Raw genomic sequence first — 15,146 nt, forward strand, 5'->3', positions numbered from 1 at the left:
TTGCCTCAGTTATTTCGCTAAAAATATAATGATTTTCGCTTAAGTTGAAAATTATTTCGCAAACACACTTACCTTGACATTTTTCACTTAAAGGAATATAGTTACCTAGGTAACTAATTATTTTTTTGGAGTGAATCCACATTGAATACCCACGAATTATTCCATACACTACACCAGCTTTCACGGCATTTAACTAATACCCTTAATGAGGCATTAAAGCCGTTAGGATTATACGGTTCACAATGGTCAGCAATTTTTGTTTTAAAAACAAAAGGCTCATTAACTCAAAAAGAATTATGTGATTACCTATTTGTTGAAGCACCGCCAATGACCCGCACCATCCAGCGGCTAGTTAAACAAGGATATGTCAGACAGGTGCAAGGCAAAGACAAGCGTGAGAAAATCATTCAATTAACTGACCTGGCACTGTCTGAATACCCAAATTGGGAAAAAGCCGTTTTTGAATCCAATGAAGTTTTATTAGAAAATTTCCCACTCTCTTCACAGGAAGTGCTTTTAAGTTTGCAAAAAAGCTGGTTACAGCAGCTTAAATAAGGAGTGCAACATATGGATAAAACAAAATTATGGACGAAGGATTTTATTAGTATTTCCTTAAGTAACTTTTTTCTTTTTCTAACCTTTTATTTCTTACTCGTAACTCTGCCAAATTTCGCACTACAGGAATTTCATAGCAGTGCTTCTGAAGCAGGTCTGATGACGACAGTATTCTTGATTTCTGCCATCATTTCACGTCCGATCGCCGGCAAATGGCTTGAACGGGCCGGCCATCAAAAAATTCTATTAACAGCCCTCATAATATTCTTTGCGGGCTCGCTATTTTACTTTTTTCCAAAAACAATTTCTGGTATGCTGACCATTCGCTTTTTGCATGGGATTGGTTTTGGCATGGCGACCACTGCTGCTGGTACTATTGTCGCTGATATAATTCCGAATTCACGCCGGGGCGAAGGCATGGGCTATTTTATTATGTCGGCCAATCTTGCAATGGTCCTCGGTCCATTTATAGGTATTACTGCTATGAATCAATGGGGACCGGAAGTATTGTTTACACTAAGTATAATTGGTGCTTTAGCATCGCTCATTGCTGGATTATTTGTAAAAATAGAAAAGAGAGAACAACCTAAGCAGGAAGTTGCTTATTCCACTTTTTCATTTCGTAACTACTTTGAAACTTCAGCAGTTCCCATTTCTTTAATTGGCGCATTCTTTGCACTTGTTTATTCATCGATTCTTTCCTTCGTCAATGTGTATGCAAATGAAGTTCATTTATCAGCCGTTTCAAGCTTATTCTTTGTAGTTTATGCAGTTGTCCTTTTAATCTCAAGACCTTTTACCGGCAAATTGTTTGACTTCCGTGGTCCAAACGTAATTGTTTTCCCTTCTATTGTTTTATTTGCCATTGGGATGTTTCTATTAAGTAATAGTGGTACAGCCGGCACATTCCTATTTTCAGCTGGACTGATTGGCTTAGGATGGGGAACACTTTTTCCAACTTTTCAAACCATTGCCCTTCAAGATGCCCCTCCTAAAAAACGAGGGCTTGCAACTGCTACCTTCCTATCGATATTTGATACCGGAATTGGATTAGGGTCATTCGTGGTAGGCTTGTTAGTTGCAAAAATAGGCTTTAGCTCATTTTACTTTTTAAGTTCATTTTATATCCTTATCGGGATTGTCCTTTATTACTTCCTTCATATCCGTAAAAAAGAGCCAGTTAAGGAATATAAAGAGCGAATTAATTAAACTGGAAGACCCCCTTGATTTTCAAGAGGGTCTTTACCGTTATTTTTTCTTTAGGATTTCATTTATTTTTTCATATTCCTCGACACCAATTTCCCCTGATGCCAATCTTTTTGCCAGGATTACCTGTGCATCGGCATTACCTTGAATGCAAAATCTGCCTCTACGCCTCCACATAAAAAAATTAGCTGCAAAAAAAGCAATGAAAAGTAAAGGGAAAATAAATGCGAAAGGGTGAAAATATCCCCAGTGATGCATATGAATCAACTCCTAAATTTTTTATAATTTTTCCTTAAAAGTTTGTTGCCCTCTCAACCATGTGAGGAAAGCAAAGCCTCCTATCTCTTATGTGGTGGTGCTAACTCTTTTCCCCCATGGTTTAATAACTGAAATAATGTACATTAGGATAAGTGAAATGATTTGAATAATAATCCCAGTCCAAAGCTCGGCTTTGACAAAGAAAAGGTCATCTGTTTTACTTATAGCTTGAAGTGTCCAAGTGTACATTCCCCACAAGTTTAGAATGATACAAAATACCGTAAGGCCCTCCTTTGCAATGATCCAATAATATTTGAACAATCCCCATTTGGTCCAAACGGAAAGTAGAATGCCTGTTACGGTCGTTCCAATAGTAGAAGCTCGCACTGATGTTTTTGAAAGGATATGCATTGCTTGATAGCAGGCTTGAATTAAACCTTCATCACTTGCCACGGCTGCCGTAATACTAAAAATAAGAAAAGCCGTCATATTCCCCAGCATGATTGCAGCGAATAATATATGAAAAATCAGCAGCCATCTCTTGGTTTTATACGAAATCTTCAGCCCCATCACCTCCTTGATGTTTTACAAGCTTTAGTTTAAACAGAATATCTAAACTCCTTCTAAAGCAATTCTTAAATATTTCTAAACTTTATTGGGATTTGCGGACTCGGACTCTTCCTTTTGCGTTTGCCATGTCCTCTATAGCCTCTATAGTGGACTCGGATTCTTCATTTTGCCTTTGCCGTGTCCTCTATAGCCTTTCTTGCGGACTCCTTTGCTTATGCCGTGTCCTCTATAGCCTTTCTTGTTGAACTCGGACTCTTCCTTTTGGCTTTGCCGTGTCCTCCATACCCTTTAATGGGGACTCGGTGCCTTTCTTTTGCCGCTTTCGTGTCCTCTATAGATATTATTACGGACTCGGATGCACCTTTTGCCCAATCGTTCGAAACAAAAAACAGGATGCCCCCGCTAGCAGGACATCCTCAACAAACAATTTATTATCCTTTAAACCGATACCCTGCTCCCCAAACTGTTTCAATATATTGAAGATTAGAAGGATTGTTTTCGATTTTCTCGCGGATTTTTCTCACATGAACGGTTACTGTTGCAGTATCCCCCATCGATTCAAGTCCCCAAATTCGTTCAAACAGGTGCTCTTTGGTAAAAACCTGGTTTGGATGCAAGGCTAAGAAGGTTAACAAATCAAATTCCTTCGCTGTTAAGATTACTTCCTTTTCATTAATAAAAACCTGGCGGGAGGATTTATTGATCTGCAGACCGCGAATTTGAATTTCATCGAGCGGCACACTTTTTCGGATCAGCCGCTCATATCTCGCCAAATGTGCTTTAACTCTAGCGACAAGTTCACTTGGACTGAAGGGTTTAACGATATAATCATCGGCCCCCAGCCCCAAACCGCGAACCTTATCTATGTCCTCATCTTTGGCTGTAACCATTAGGATAGGGATATCTTTCTCTTTTCGAATTTGCTTACAAATCTCAAGGCCATTTATATTTGGCAGCATTAAATCCAGCAATATTAACCGGTAGTTTTGATTAAGGGCAGCTTCAAGCCCCATTTTTCCATCTGTTGCAATTTCTACTTTAAAGCCTTCAATTTCTAAATAATCACGTTCCAGCTCCGCAATACTCCGTTCATCCTCAATGATTAATATTTCACTCATTAGTTTTCACCTTTATCGTTCGATTTTGGAAGAGTAAAATGGATACATAAACCGCTTCCAGAAGAATTTTCTGCCCAAATCTCACCACCATGGGCTTGAATAATTTGGGCAGCTATAGCAAGTCCTAGACCACTTCCACCTGTATCCGAGCTGCGGGAAGGGTCGCCACGATAGAAACGGTCAAATATATGGGAAATCTCATTAGCCGGGACTCCGGGCCCGTTGTCACATATAGAGACCTTTACCATTTCCCCCTGTTCTATGAAGGAAATCTGAATTCGGCATTTACCTTTTTCGATATATTTCACACTATTAAAGATAATATTATTCATTACTCGGATGATATTATCTCGGTCAATATATACCGATATTCGGAAATTCGTCAGCAGGACTATCTGCGTACCTTCATCGCTCAAATCCAGCCTTATTTCCTCGAGATAATCTTCTAAAAAAGGGGTCAGTTCAACTTTTTCAAAATTAAATGGGACACTATTGACGTCTAATTTTGAAAAAAGAAATAGTTCATTAATTAAACGGTCCATATGAGTTGCCTTGGCATGGATGGTATCTAAGTAACGCTCGAGCTTTTCTTCTGTATTGGCAACTCCATCTTTAATTCCTTCTACGTAGCCCCGAATAGATGTAATGGGAGTCTTTAAATCATGAGAAATATTGGCAATGAGTTCACGGCGATTATTTTCGTATTGTTCCCTGAGTTCAGCTGATTTTTTTAATTTCTCTCTCATTTCATCAAAGGATTTTACTAGTGTTCCTAATTCATCTTTTCGGGTCGGTTCCATATGGAAATGAAGATTACCTGCACTAATTTTTGCTGCAGCTGCGGACATTTGATTAATTGGCTTAAGAATTCGTCTAGACATAAAATAGGAGAGAACAGAATTTGTTAGTACCAAAATAAGCACAAATCCAATGAATATCATCGGAAAGAATCTTCTAGCAAATTGGATAAACGGCACCCCTTTATCGAATAAAAAAAAGGTACCTTCTGTCCCGTCCTTAAAATAAAAATCATGCTGCCTGATTGAATAGAGCTGCTGTCCAAGCCGGACAAGCGGTTGATAGCCTTCATTTCCGAAAGCTGGCAGCTTTTCTTTTTTCAAATTACTTACATTATCAGATGAAAACAAAACTTTTTTATCTTTTCGAATAATGATGCCGGCATTCATATCCTTCAATTCCTTGGATAAGGCACCCTGGTATGATGGGTTCGAAAATTTCTCCTCTTCTAAAGAGGCTGTTTTCTTCAATTGATTAAAAAATTCGATATTCTGTCCGCCTTCCCCTGATTGCCAGCCACGATGAAAGTTATTGCTAAGAAGTTTAAAATCGCCGCTGAACATGACATTCAACAGGGTAAAATAAAGAATGAAGATGATGATCGGCATAATGACCATGGCAGCATTCGAAAGAAAGAGACTTTTACGGATTGTCATGAAAATCCACCTTTAACAAATTTGCTATTACTTTAGAATAAACCTAAATTCTAAAGAACTAATAATGAATTTCTTAAATTTTTATAAATTTACTTTTCGGAATAAAGTAATTGTTATATAATGGATTGAATTTAACTTAAGGAGTGATTAATTTGGCAAAATCTAAAGCCAAGAAATTACGAGATAAGCTTGAGCGTGAAGGAAAAATGAACCCAGAAGTAAAGCGCAGCACGTTTGTTTATGCAGATATGAGAACGAGAGTAACAAAGACTAAGAAAGACCATTTATATCAATTTAAACACAAGAACCATCAATCCCAGGACGGAAATGATGGTTCTTTTTATTTTACTAGTTATTTAATATTAAAATTCGGTTTATGAGTCAGCTCAATTTTTAGGAGATGAACATCTTCGCTATAGTTTTCTTCTTGTAAAACAATTGTCCAATTTTTAGCAATCATTTCACGGAGTGCCTCCAGGTTGTCACTGGTCATTTTTACTGTGTCTAAAAACTCGCCGGTATCAACGAAATCTTCGCCTTCATTCATCGCAAACTTAATATTCAGCAAAGACTTGAGTGCTCCTTTTGTCATAAAAGAAAATTCATAGCCTTCCTTTAGTGCTTGGTGGCATTTATCTTTGTTCATATGGTAATAGTCGATCAACGATTTCCAAGTAGGAATTCCTTCTCCCATGCTCTCAAGCAATTCTTCTTTTCCCTCATTTAAGAGAGCAACGATGGTTGGATTATTGAATCCTTTTGCTTTCATCATTTCCAGCATGAGTGCATAATTTAACGCTAATTTTACTTTTTCCATTAATTTCATCCACCTTAGTTTAGTATAAGTGGCAGGCGACAAAATGCTCTCCATCCACTTGCTTCATTTGCGGATCGACTTCTGCACAGATTGGTTTGGCAAATGGACAGCGTGATCGAAATCGGCAGCCGGTTTCCATTTCTATTGGACTCGGAAGCTCTCCAGTAATAATTTCACGTTTGCTATTTTGTGCCTTGATTGGATCTGGTATTGGAATAGCAGACAATAACGCTTGCGTATAGGGATGCAGCGGTTTATGGTATAACTCATCGCTGTTAGATATCTCAACCAGTTTACCGAGATACATTACACCTATTCGGTCTGAGATATGGCGGACCATGGATAAGTCGTGTGCGACAAACAAATACGTAAGCTTCATCTCACTCTGTAAATCTTCTAACATATTTATGACTTGAGCTTGAATGGAGACATCCAGAGCAGATATGGCCTCATCACAAAGAATGAACTCAGGATTTATCGATAACGCCCGGGCAATACCAATCCGCTGGCGCTGTCCGCCGCTAAATTCATGCGGGTATTTTTCCAGGTCTTCTTTCTTTAGACCAACCTTTTCAAGAATATCAACCATGATTCCTTTTCGTTCATTTTTCGAAAGAGAAGTGTGTATCTCCAGCGGTTCATCGATGATTTCTTCGACACTCATATATGGGTTAAGTGATGAATATGGATCTTGAAAAATCATTTGCATTCTTTTTCGATAGGGCTGCAATTCTTTATTTGATAGATTGGCAATATCCTTGCCATCAAAAAGAATTTCTCCTGAAGTCGGGTCGTACAAACGATTGATAGTCCTCCCCAATGTGGATTTGCCGCATCCTGATTCACCAACCAGCCCAAACGTTTCTCCTTTATAAATATGAAACGAGATATCATCAACAGCTTTCACAACTTGTTTATTTTTACTAAAAATGGAGGATTTTAATGGGAAGTATTTTTTTAGATTGTTAACTTCAATAAGTTTTTGCTGAGACTTAGTCATCTAGATGCTCCCCTTCCCCTGCTAAAAAGCACATACTTTTTTGCGTTGATGAAAAGCTCTTGTATTCTGGTACTGAAGTGAAACATTTTTCAATAGCAAAATCGCATCTTCCTGCAAATGGGCAGCCGCTCTGTATATTTTGAAGCGATGGGGCAGCCCCTTTAATTGGCTTTAATCTTGTTTTCTCCCCATCCACTCTAGGAATGGAATTCAATAATGCCTTTGTATAAGGATGCCTAGGTGAATAAAAAATTTCATGGGCCAATCCTTCCTCCATCACCATTCCGGCATACATCACCAAAATTCGGCTGCAAATCGTCGCTACCACTCCGAGGTCATGTGTAATTAACACCACTGACATATCATTTTCTTGCTGAAGTTTTTTTAAGAGTTCCAGGATTTGTGCTTGAATCGTGACATCCAGGGCAGTTGTAGGTTCATCTGCTATTAACAGCTTAGGATTGCACGCTAATGCCATGGCAATCAATACCCTTTGCCTCATTCCTCCGCTAAATTCATGCGGATATTGGTCGACGCGCGTTTCAGGAGAAGGGATACCGACCATTCTTAACAGTTCAACAGCCTCAAGCTTGGCTTCCTTCTTGTTCATGCCTCTTACCCTTGTTAATAATTCAATCAGATGATTCCCGGCTTTTTTTAATGGATTAAGAGCAGTCATCGGGTCTTGGAAAATCATAGCAATATCGCGGCCTCTAATCGCCCTTTTTTCTTTGTTCGATAAATTTTCAATATGCTTTCCATCTAAAACAATTTCACCGGCATCTACTTTTGCGTTCCTCGGGATAATGCCGAGAATCGATTTAACCATGACACTTTTTCCGCTCCCGGATTCACCAACAATCCCTAGTATTTCTCCCTTTTGCACAGTGAAGTCAATTCCTCTTACCACTTCCATTTTTGCTTTTCCATTGTAAAAGTTCGTCCGGAGGTTTTTTACATCAAGTAATCTATTATTCTCTTCCATAATGGTACTCATTTTATCCAACCCTCCTATTTCCCACTTGTCTTCGGCTCGACCACGGCCCGAAGAATATCTCCGAGTCTATTAAAAGAATAAACCGTCAGTACGATAAGAAGTCCAGGCAATATGGCCATATAGGGAGCATTCCCTAAGTTCCCCTGCGCATTTTGAAGCATGCTTCCCCATGAAGATAATGGCTGTTGAATGCCAAGACCAAGAAAACTTAAGGCTGATTCCATCAAGATCGCATTGGCGATACTAACGGTGGATGCGACGATGAAAGTAGGAAAGACAGCTGGAATAATATGCTTCAAAATGACTTTTTTCAATGATTGTCCTGATGATTTCGCATATAAAACATATTCTCTTTCTTTTATCGAAAGAGTTTCGGCACGAACAAGCCTAGCCGTACTCATCCAGGTAAACAGACCAATGACGAGAATAATCGCTTTTAACCCCGGTGTCAGATAAATACTTACAACTGTAACAAGAATCATCCACGGGATCGAAGAAATCACATCAACCGTTCTCATTAAAAAGTTGTCGACCTTTCCGCCAAAATAGCCGCTTATCGATCCCACCAATACGCCAATACTAGTCGAAATAAGCATGGCTAAGATTCCGACAGTAAGGGAGATTCGTCCACCATATAAGGCTCGTGTTAAATAATCTCTGCCAAGCTCGTCTGTACCAAACCAATGGTCCGCACTTGGTCCCTGAAGGACACTGGTTACATCGACCTTATCAGGAGGATAAGGTGAGAGAAAGGCGAAAATAGAGATGAATAAAATAAGAATAAGAAAAATAAGGGCAATGGCCGCCGTTTTATTACGTTTTAATTCATTTTTAAACTGGTTCATTCTTTTATTTTTCTTTCCGGCCATGTTCTATTCCCCCATTCCCTTGATTCTCGGATCGACGATGCAATATAAAAGATCGGATAGCAAATTACCGATAATCACAAGGCTTGAGGATAGCAGCATGATGGCCATGACAACTGGGTAATCAAACCCTTGGATTGCTTTGACAAAATATGTCCCAATTCCAGGCCATCCAAATACCGTTTCTGTTACGACAGCCCCGGTAACAAGCATTGGAAGGCTCATCCCTACAATCGTAATGATGGGAAGCAGAACGTTTCTGAGTACATGCTTAAATAAAATCCAACTAGAAGCGGCCCCGTATGCCTGTTGCACCATGACGTAATCTTCGGAAAGCTGTCCAATGGTGGATGAGCGTACATAACGAACAAGCTCAGGCATGAAAGACAGCATCAACACGGTGCAAGGAAGCACCATATGACTTAGCAGGTCAGAGAATGATCCTTCACTCCCAATGGTGTGCATCCCAAGGATTGGTAATAAATTTAAAAGATACCCAAAAATAAACACTAGAATCATCGCCATCCAAAAGCTCGGTATGGCAATCCCGAATGAGCTTAAACTATCAATGATTTTATCCGCCCATTTCCCTCTATTCGCCCCTGCAATCAACCCAAGAATAATAGAAAATAAAAGTGCAAGAATGTAAGCAGGAAGGACAAGCAGAATCGTATTCGGTATCCTTGCGGAAAGATCATTTGTAATACTTTCATGCGTTACAATAGAATATCCCCATTCACCGCTCAAAATCCCTTTTATCCAATAAACATATTGCATATAGGCTGGCTGGTCTAATCCATATCTTGCTTTTATTAGTTCCACTGTTTTCTTCGTCATGTTTGGAGTTGTCATCGCGTCAACTGCATCATATGGAGCCAATTGAATGAGCGTAAAGCAAATAATCGAAATAATGAAAAGCAAAGGGATTGCCTGTAAAATTCGTTTCAAAATATACCTTAACAAAAATAATCCCACTCCTTACGCTATCCTACTCTATCATTTTATTCCTTTTGGTCTTAATAAATAAAGATAAACAGCGAACTGTTTATCTTTATCTACTAAAACCTTTATTTTTTTAATAGGATAGCTTTGACATATCTTCAAATGTGTAAACCGGAACTAAAGCAGCTTCCTCAATACCTTTGATTCTTGAATCAATCGAAAGGATTCGTTTGTTCTCTGTTAATGGATAGAACGCAGCATCATCAATGATGAGCTTTTGAATTTCTTCATAAATAGCTTTACGTTTTGCATCATCTTTTTCTACACGGCCTTGATTAAATAACTCATCCACTTTTGGATTACTATAGTGCATGTAGTTTGCTTCACCATTTGTAACAAACAAGGAATTAAAGGTATCTGGGTCAATTCCCATGATATATCCGCTTAGATACATATCAAAGTCCGTTTGGACACTTTGAAGCTTCTTGCTTAAAGCTGCCGCATCCATACCAACTAACTCAACTGAAACGCCTGCAGCTTTCAAGTTTTGTTGAATAACAGCTGCTTGTTTTTGCTGGATTGGATTATTGGCGATAAATGCAAGTTTTAATTTTAAATTAGATGCTCCGGCTTTTGCCAGCAGGTCTTTTGCTTTTTTCGTATCGAATTTATGTTTTTCAACATTGTCAGTGAAATAGGTTGCTTTTTTTGGTAAGAATGAATAGGCTGGCTTGGAATAATCAGTTGAAACATAGCTTGCTGTATTGATTTCGTCACGATTCAAACCGAAAGCTATTGCCGTTCTTACATCCTTTGATTGTACTGCTTTTGAGCTTAAGTTAAAGGCTAAGTAACCGATTCGCCCTTCATCGTATGGTTTAATCGCAACATTGTCGTTACCTTTAAACTTACTTGTATCGGATGGCTGGATCGCAAGGGCATTAATTTCCCCTTTTTGCAGAGCCAATGTAGCTGTATTTGGATCCATGATGATACGGTAAACAACTTTTGCAATTTTAGGTGCACCTAGGAAATAATCATCATTCTTTTCAAACGTGACGCTTTCCCCTGCTTTATATTCTTTTAATTTGTATGGACCAGTACCAACTGGAGTGGCATTTTTAGGGCTGTTAGCAATATTTGCTTCCCCATCATAAACATGTTTCGGCATGATGAAAATATTGCCTAAAGCTTCCATTGCTCCCATGCTGACAGTTGGTAGCGTGAATTTTACTGTATAGTCATCCACTTTTTCAACTTTAACTGGTTGGTTATTAAAGATCAGCTGGCTTCTTGCCCAGCCGCCATTTTCTTCTTTTAACATTTGCTCATACGTGAAAACAACATCATCGGCCGTAAATGGCTGTCCATCATGCCATTTTACATCTTTTCTTAATTTTGCTGTATATGTTAAGAAATCTTCTGAAGGAGTCATGCTTTCTGCCAAGAAGTACTTAACATTATCCTTTCCGTTATACATATACAATGGAGAGTAAATAGTTTTAATTTCCATTAATCCATAACGGTCACCTGTTGAAATGACGTTTACTGCGTTACCTGGATCTCCATCAATTCCATAAATAAAGGTATCTGGTTTATTTGCAGTATCACCTTTATCTTTAGTGCTTGCATTATCCTTCGTTTTTGAAGAACAGCCTGCAAGTACTAATAAGATACTGAGTAAAATGGCTACAAGAATATTTACATTTTTACGAACCATTTTGTCTTCCCCCTATGCTTAATATTTTTATAACAACAAGAATAGTAGTTTTAGTAATGAATTTTAATTCCTACTATTTCTATATGTATTGTACAAAATACATTTTACCTTATAGGCTGCTAATAGTAAATATAAATAATTAGTATTATTTCCAATCTCCTGTCCGGCTGAGGATTCGGTCCTATCACTGTAAAAATTAGGACTTTTTATTTTGCAGCCAGCGACAAATGCTTTAATAAAATCTGATTTTGTAAATACAAATGTTGCGCTTCCTCTAATGACACGATGGAGAACTGAATAACGGTGTCAGACACCGCCTGAGCAAGCTTTGGAAGATCCGTTGAAATAACCGTGCCTATTCTGGTGTAACCCCCTGTGGTTTGCCGTTCAGTCATTAAGATGATAGGCTGCCCGCTTGCTGGTACTTGTATTCCGCCTAGTGGGACCGGGTCAGAGATAATATCCGGACCAATAAGATGTTCTAGTTGTGGTCCTTTCAGCTGATAGCCCATTCGATTAGACTGTGGAGTAACTACGTATTCTTCACTACAAAATTGCTCGAGACTCACTTTATTAAAGCTATTTTGATGCGGGCCAGGAATAAACCTCAAGGAGATTAGTTTTTTAAATTGTGGGATTAGATTTGGATGCAGTGTTTTATTTGGCTTTTTTATCATTGGACTGCCAAATAACACATCTCCTTTTTGCAAGGAACGTCCCTCAAATCCACCAAATCTACCATTTAAAAAGGTAGATTTACTTCCTAAAACCACTGGGACATCTATTCCCCCTGAAACAGCAATATAAGCCCTAGCACCCTGTTTACATGAACCTAATGAAAGAATTTGCCCCTTCTTAATTAAAAAACTCTTCCACATTGGAGCTTCTCGTTCATCCACCTTTGGAGAAAAATTCCCGCCGCAGATTGCTATGGTCATGTCACTCAAAGCCAGAAAAACGGGTCCAATCACCGTTGCCTCCAACACAGCTTCACCTTTTGCATTTCCGACGAGTATATTTGCTACCTGCATCGTGTATGGATCCATAGCTCCCGATGGACTGATTCCAAATTGCTGATACCCATATCTTCCTAAATCCTGAACCGTTGTTTGCAGCCCAGGCTTCATTACTTTAAAAAGAGCTGTTTTCATTGGTCTCACCAGCTTTTTCGGATAAGAATATTTTCTTGTTCGAAGGCATGCTTTAATTTTGATACGAATTCTAAAGCCTTTGGCTCGTCACCGTGGACACAAATCGTATCCGCCTTTATATCAATATCCGTCCCATCCACCGTTTCCACTTTTCCTTCTTTTATCATGCGAACCACTCTTTTTATCGCAATATCGGCATCATGGATGATGGCGTTTTTTTCCTTCCTGGAGGTCAATGAACCATCAGGCTGGTATGAACGGTCGGCAAATACTTCTTCGGCCACTAGGAGGCCTTTTTCTTTCCCAGCCCGCACTAACTCACTATTTGCAAGTCCGAATAAGACAATAGTAGAATCGAAATCTGCCACAGCTTCGGCAATTGCGGCTGCCATTTCCCGATTGCTCGCCGCCATGTTATACAACGCACCATGCGGTTTTACATGGACTAGTGATGTTCCATTTACTTTACAAATGGCAGCTAATGCTCCGATTTGATAGGTAACTAGGTTATATATTTCACGAGGTGAAAGTATCATCTCGCGGCGGCCAAAACCCGCAAGATCTGGGAATCCCGGGTGTGCGCCAATTCTTACTCCTGATTTTTTTGCGAGATTTACAGTTTCAAACATGACATTATGGTCACCAGCATGAAAGCCGCAAGCAATATTAGCGCTTGAAATATAATTTAATACCTCTTGATCATTTCCAATCTTATATGCCCCGAAACCCTCACCCAGATCGCAGTTTAAATCAATGACCTTCATTACTTTCACCTCTTTTAAAAGTTGAGATCTCATATTTATTCGACTCTGCTAATTGCTTGATTCTAGAAAATTCCTCTTCATCAATTGGATAAAACTTAATATAATTTCCGGCCGAGAAGAGAATCGGCGCGGAATTTTCTATATCAAACAGCTTTACAGGGGTAATACCTAATATCCTCCAGCCGGACGGAACATCTGAAGGATATATTCCTGTTTGATTTCCGCCGATACCAACCGAACCTGCGAGGACATTCGGTCTTGGGTGTTCAAGCCTGGGGACGGTCAATTTTGGAGAGAGTCCTCCAAGATACGGAAACCCCGGTACAAAGCCCATCATGTAGATAAGATATTCCTTATTGCTATGTAAAGAGATAACATCATCCACACTTAGATGATTGTACCCAGCAATAAAGGACAAATCAGGACCATTATAAAAAACCGGAATTTTATAAACAATTGGCTCGAGTGGTTCGACATCTTTATTATGATGGTAAATCTTTTTTACTTTTTCAACTAGTGTAAAATAACTAATGAATTCAGGCTGATAGTATATAGCAACTGCTGTATAAGATGGTACCCATTCAACTATACCCTTCACGTTTGCTGCTTTCAGTTTAGAAATAAATCCTTGTATTTCCTTATGAATTTCCTCATTAATTTCGTTTCCAAAAGAAACTCGTACGGCCAAATCACCGAGCGGAACAATTTCTACCATAACTATCACCCTCTTTAATATTACAGTAAATGGATGTAAAAAATAATACAAGAGAATCTTATCAATCACTTCTTTTTCCCAATATCTCAAACAAGCAATTCATTTTACTTTCATTTTTTGTTACGTTACGATAATACAAGGAATAACTTTAAAAAGTGGAGGTTTTGGAGATGTTTGATGTTGTAGTTATTGGTGCAGGCCCTTCTGGTGCTAGTGCTGCCTTATTTACAGCTAAAGCTGGCAAGAAAACCCTGGTAATTGATAATGATAAGAGCGTGACAAAGAGAGCCTGGATGGAAAACCATTATGGCGTTTTAGAAATCTCTGGACCAGACCTTGTTGAAACTGGCAAAAAACAAGCGAGCAAATTTGGCGCTGAACTGGTTAAAGCTACTGTAACAAACGTAACTAAAACCGACGGTGGATTTAAAGTAGAAACCGACCAATCAGCATATGAAGCAAAGCATGTCATTGTTGCAACTGGTTTGATGGCTGACCTTGCTGAAACAATCGGCTTAACCACAAAGCCTGGAACTGAACCAAGAATTAAAACGATCCTTGACGTTGATGCTCAAGGAAAAACTAATATTGAAGGAATTTGGGCAGCCGGCACTATCGCTGGTGTCAGCATGCACACGATCATCACGGCTGGTGACGGTGCAAAAGTCGCAATCAACGTTATCAGTGAAATGAATGGCGAGCGTTATGTTGACCATGATGTTTTAAAATAAAAAATGGTTTAAATCCCCTTACAAATAGGGGATTTTTTTGTTGTTTGGCTGTGTTAAACGATATTGTTGTTTTTTTATACCCTGTTGATTGGAGCGGAAGGCGCTCGACTCCTGCGGGAGTACGGGGCTGGGGAGACCCCACAGGCGCTTTCAGCGCCGAGGAGGCTCCCCGGCACGCCCGCGGAAAGCGAGCGTCTGGAGCGGAAATCAACAGACATATTTAACAGAGCCTTTTGTTTAAAATTTATTTTATTTCACTCATCAGTTAAAATAGTCATCAGG

At 39.1% G+C, this 15,146-nt stretch carries 16 protein-coding genes; 4 read left to right on the forward strand and 12 right to left on the reverse strand.

The genetic code is table 11. From position 1 onward, the window contains the following. Window positions 1-141 precede the first annotated feature (141 nt). Complete coding sequence (locus ACIFOT_RS13730; RefSeq protein ID WP_430065341.1) at window positions 142-555, forward strand: MarR family winged helix-turn-helix transcriptional regulator; 414 nt, start codon at window positions 142-144, stop codon at window positions 553-555. Window positions 556-567: 12 nt separating this feature from the next. Continuing rightward, window positions 568-1,764: an MFS transporter gene (locus ACIFOT_RS13735; protein WP_430065343.1), complete on the forward strand. Its 1,197-nt coding sequence runs from the start codon at window positions 568-570 to the stop codon at window positions 1,762-1,764. Window positions 1,765-2,106: 342 nt separating this feature from the next. Here ACIFOT_RS13735 and ACIFOT_RS13740 read toward each other — a convergent pair whose 3' ends face one another. From ACIFOT_RS13740 to ACIFOT_RS13750, 3 genes are all read right to left on the reverse strand, one after another. Further along, window positions 2,107-2,589, reverse strand: a complete 483-nt coding sequence (locus ACIFOT_RS13740) for a hypothetical protein (protein WP_430065345.1) — start codon at window positions 2,587-2,589, stop codon at window positions 2,107-2,109. Window positions 2,590-3,020: 431 nt separating this feature from the next. After that, a complete protein-coding gene (locus ACIFOT_RS13745; RefSeq protein WP_430065348.1) occupies window positions 3,021-3,707 on the reverse strand; it encodes a response regulator transcription factor in 687 nt (228 codons plus the stop codon). Then, a complete protein-coding gene (locus ACIFOT_RS13750; RefSeq protein ID WP_430065350.1) occupies window positions 3,707-5,161 on the reverse strand; it encodes a sensor histidine kinase in 1,455 nt (484 codons plus the stop codon). Before ACIFOT_RS13750 ends, ACIFOT_RS13745 begins: the two co-directional genes overlap by 1 nt. Window positions 5,162-5,313: 152 nt before the next feature. Here ACIFOT_RS13750 and ACIFOT_RS13755 point away from each other — a divergent pair, with 152 nt between their 5' ends. Further along, complete coding sequence (locus tag ACIFOT_RS13755; protein WP_430065352.1) at window positions 5,314-5,541, forward strand: hypothetical protein; 228 nt, start codon at window positions 5,314-5,316, stop codon at window positions 5,539-5,541. Here ACIFOT_RS13755 and ACIFOT_RS13760 read toward each other — a convergent pair. The 9 genes from ACIFOT_RS13760 to pxpB form a co-directional block, all read right to left on the reverse strand. Next, window positions 5,514-5,978, reverse strand: a complete 465-nt coding sequence (locus ACIFOT_RS13760; RefSeq protein WP_430065354.1) for a hypothetical protein — start codon at window positions 5,976-5,978, stop codon at window positions 5,514-5,516. The two genes, ACIFOT_RS13755 and ACIFOT_RS13760, sit on opposite strands and share 28 nt — an antisense overlap. 19 nt (window positions 5,979-5,997) lie before the next feature. Next, window positions 5,998-6,978 (reverse strand): ABC transporter ATP-binding protein, encoded by a 981-nt coding sequence (locus ACIFOT_RS13765; RefSeq protein WP_430065356.1) that lies wholly within the window; start codon window positions 6,976-6,978, stop codon window positions 5,998-6,000. Beyond that, the gene (locus tag ACIFOT_RS13770) at window positions 6,971-7,975 is read right to left on the reverse strand and encodes an ABC transporter ATP-binding protein (RefSeq protein WP_430065358.1); all 1,005 of its coding nucleotides are present in this window, start codon (window positions 7,973-7,975) and stop codon (window positions 6,971-6,973) included. The genes ACIFOT_RS13765 and ACIFOT_RS13770 overlap by 8 nt, the downstream gene beginning before the upstream one ends. A gap of 14 nt (window positions 7,976-7,989) precedes the next feature. Beyond that, the gene (locus tag ACIFOT_RS13775) at window positions 7,990-8,844 is read right to left on the reverse strand and encodes an ABC transporter permease (protein ID WP_430065360.1); all 855 of its coding nucleotides are present in this window, start codon (window positions 8,842-8,844) and stop codon (window positions 7,990-7,992) included. A 3-nt stretch (window positions 8,845-8,847) separates the two neighbouring features. Continuing rightward, window positions 8,848-9,804: an ABC transporter permease gene (locus ACIFOT_RS13780; RefSeq protein ID WP_430065363.1), complete on the reverse strand. Its 957-nt coding sequence runs from the start codon at window positions 9,802-9,804 to the stop codon at window positions 8,848-8,850. 112 nt (window positions 9,805-9,916) lie between these two features. After that, window positions 9,917-11,503: an ABC transporter substrate-binding protein gene (locus ACIFOT_RS13785; RefSeq protein WP_430065365.1), complete on the reverse strand. Its 1,587-nt coding sequence runs from the start codon at window positions 11,501-11,503 to the stop codon at window positions 9,917-9,919. Window positions 11,504-11,709: 206 nt separating this feature from the next. After that, a complete protein-coding gene (locus ACIFOT_RS13790; RefSeq protein ID WP_430065368.1) occupies window positions 11,710-12,654 on the reverse strand; it encodes a biotin-dependent carboxyltransferase family protein in 945 nt (314 codons plus the stop codon). Window positions 12,655-12,659: 5 nt separating this feature from the next. Continuing rightward, window positions 12,660-13,418, reverse strand: coding sequence for a LamB/YcsF family protein (locus tag ACIFOT_RS13795; RefSeq protein WP_430065369.1), 759 nt, complete (start codon window positions 13,416-13,418; stop codon window positions 12,660-12,662). Then, on the reverse strand, window positions 13,405-14,133 hold the full coding sequence (gene pxpB, locus ACIFOT_RS13800; protein WP_430065371.1) for a 5-oxoprolinase subunit PxpB: 729 nt from the start codon (window positions 14,131-14,133) through the stop codon (window positions 13,405-13,407). Before pxpB ends, ACIFOT_RS13795 begins: the two co-directional genes overlap by 14 nt. A gap of 170 nt (window positions 14,134-14,303) precedes the next feature. Here pxpB and ACIFOT_RS13805 point away from each other — a divergent pair, with 170 nt between their 5' ends. Further along, complete coding sequence (locus ACIFOT_RS13805) at window positions 14,304-14,864, forward strand: FAD-dependent oxidoreductase (RefSeq protein WP_430065373.1); 561 nt, start codon at window positions 14,304-14,306, stop codon at window positions 14,862-14,864. The last annotated feature ends 282 nt before the right edge of the window (window positions 14,865-15,146 follow it).

The organism is Neobacillus sp. NRS-1170 (assembly GCF_050468025.1).

Excerpts from the sequence above, each read along its gene's own strand:
- ACIFOT_RS13745 (WP_430065348.1), bottom strand. The coding sequence starts at position 3,707 with ATGAGTGAAATATTAATCATTGAGGATGAACGGAGTATTGCGGAGCTG.
- ACIFOT_RS13740 (WP_430065345.1), bottom strand. The coding sequence starts at position 2,589 with ATGGGGCTGAAGATTTCGTATAAAACCAAGAGATGGCTGCTGATTTTT.
- pxpB (WP_430065371.1), bottom strand. The coding sequence starts at position 14,133 with ATGGTAGAAATTGTTCCGCTCGGTGATTTGGCCGTACGAGTTTCTTTT.
- ACIFOT_RS13735 (WP_430065343.1), top strand. The coding sequence starts at position 568 with ATGGATAAAACAAAATTATGGACGAAGGATTTTATTAGTATTTCCTTA.
- ACIFOT_RS13765 (WP_430065356.1), bottom strand. The coding sequence starts at position 6,978 with ATGACTAAGTCTCAGCAAAAACTTATTGAAGTTAACAATCTAAAAAAA.
- ACIFOT_RS13750 (WP_430065350.1), bottom strand. The coding sequence starts at position 5,161 with ATGACAATCCGTAAAAGTCTCTTTCTTTCGAATGCTGCCATGGTCATT.
- ACIFOT_RS13760 (WP_430065354.1), bottom strand. The coding sequence starts at position 5,978 with ATGGAAAAAGTAAAATTAGCGTTAAATTATGCACTCATGCTGGAAATG.
- ACIFOT_RS13795 (WP_430065369.1), bottom strand. The coding sequence starts at position 13,418 with ATGAAGGTCATTGATTTAAACTGCGATCTGGGTGAGGGTTTCGGGGCA.
- ACIFOT_RS13805 (WP_430065373.1), top strand. The coding sequence starts at position 14,304 with ATGTTTGATGTTGTAGTTATTGGTGCAGGCCCTTCTGGTGCTAGTGCT.
- ACIFOT_RS13770 (WP_430065358.1), bottom strand. The coding sequence starts at position 7,975 with ATGAGTACCATTATGGAAGAGAATAATAGATTACTTGATGTAAAAAAC.
- ACIFOT_RS13790 (WP_430065368.1), bottom strand. The coding sequence starts at position 12,654 with ATGAAAACAGCTCTTTTTAAAGTAATGAAGCCTGGGCTGCAAACAACG.
- ACIFOT_RS13785 (WP_430065365.1), bottom strand. The coding sequence starts at position 11,503 with ATGGTTCGTAAAAATGTAAATATTCTTGTAGCCATTTTACTCAGTATC.
- ACIFOT_RS13775 (WP_430065360.1), bottom strand. The coding sequence starts at position 8,844 with ATGGCCGGAAAGAAAAATAAAAGAATGAACCAGTTTAAAAATGAATTA.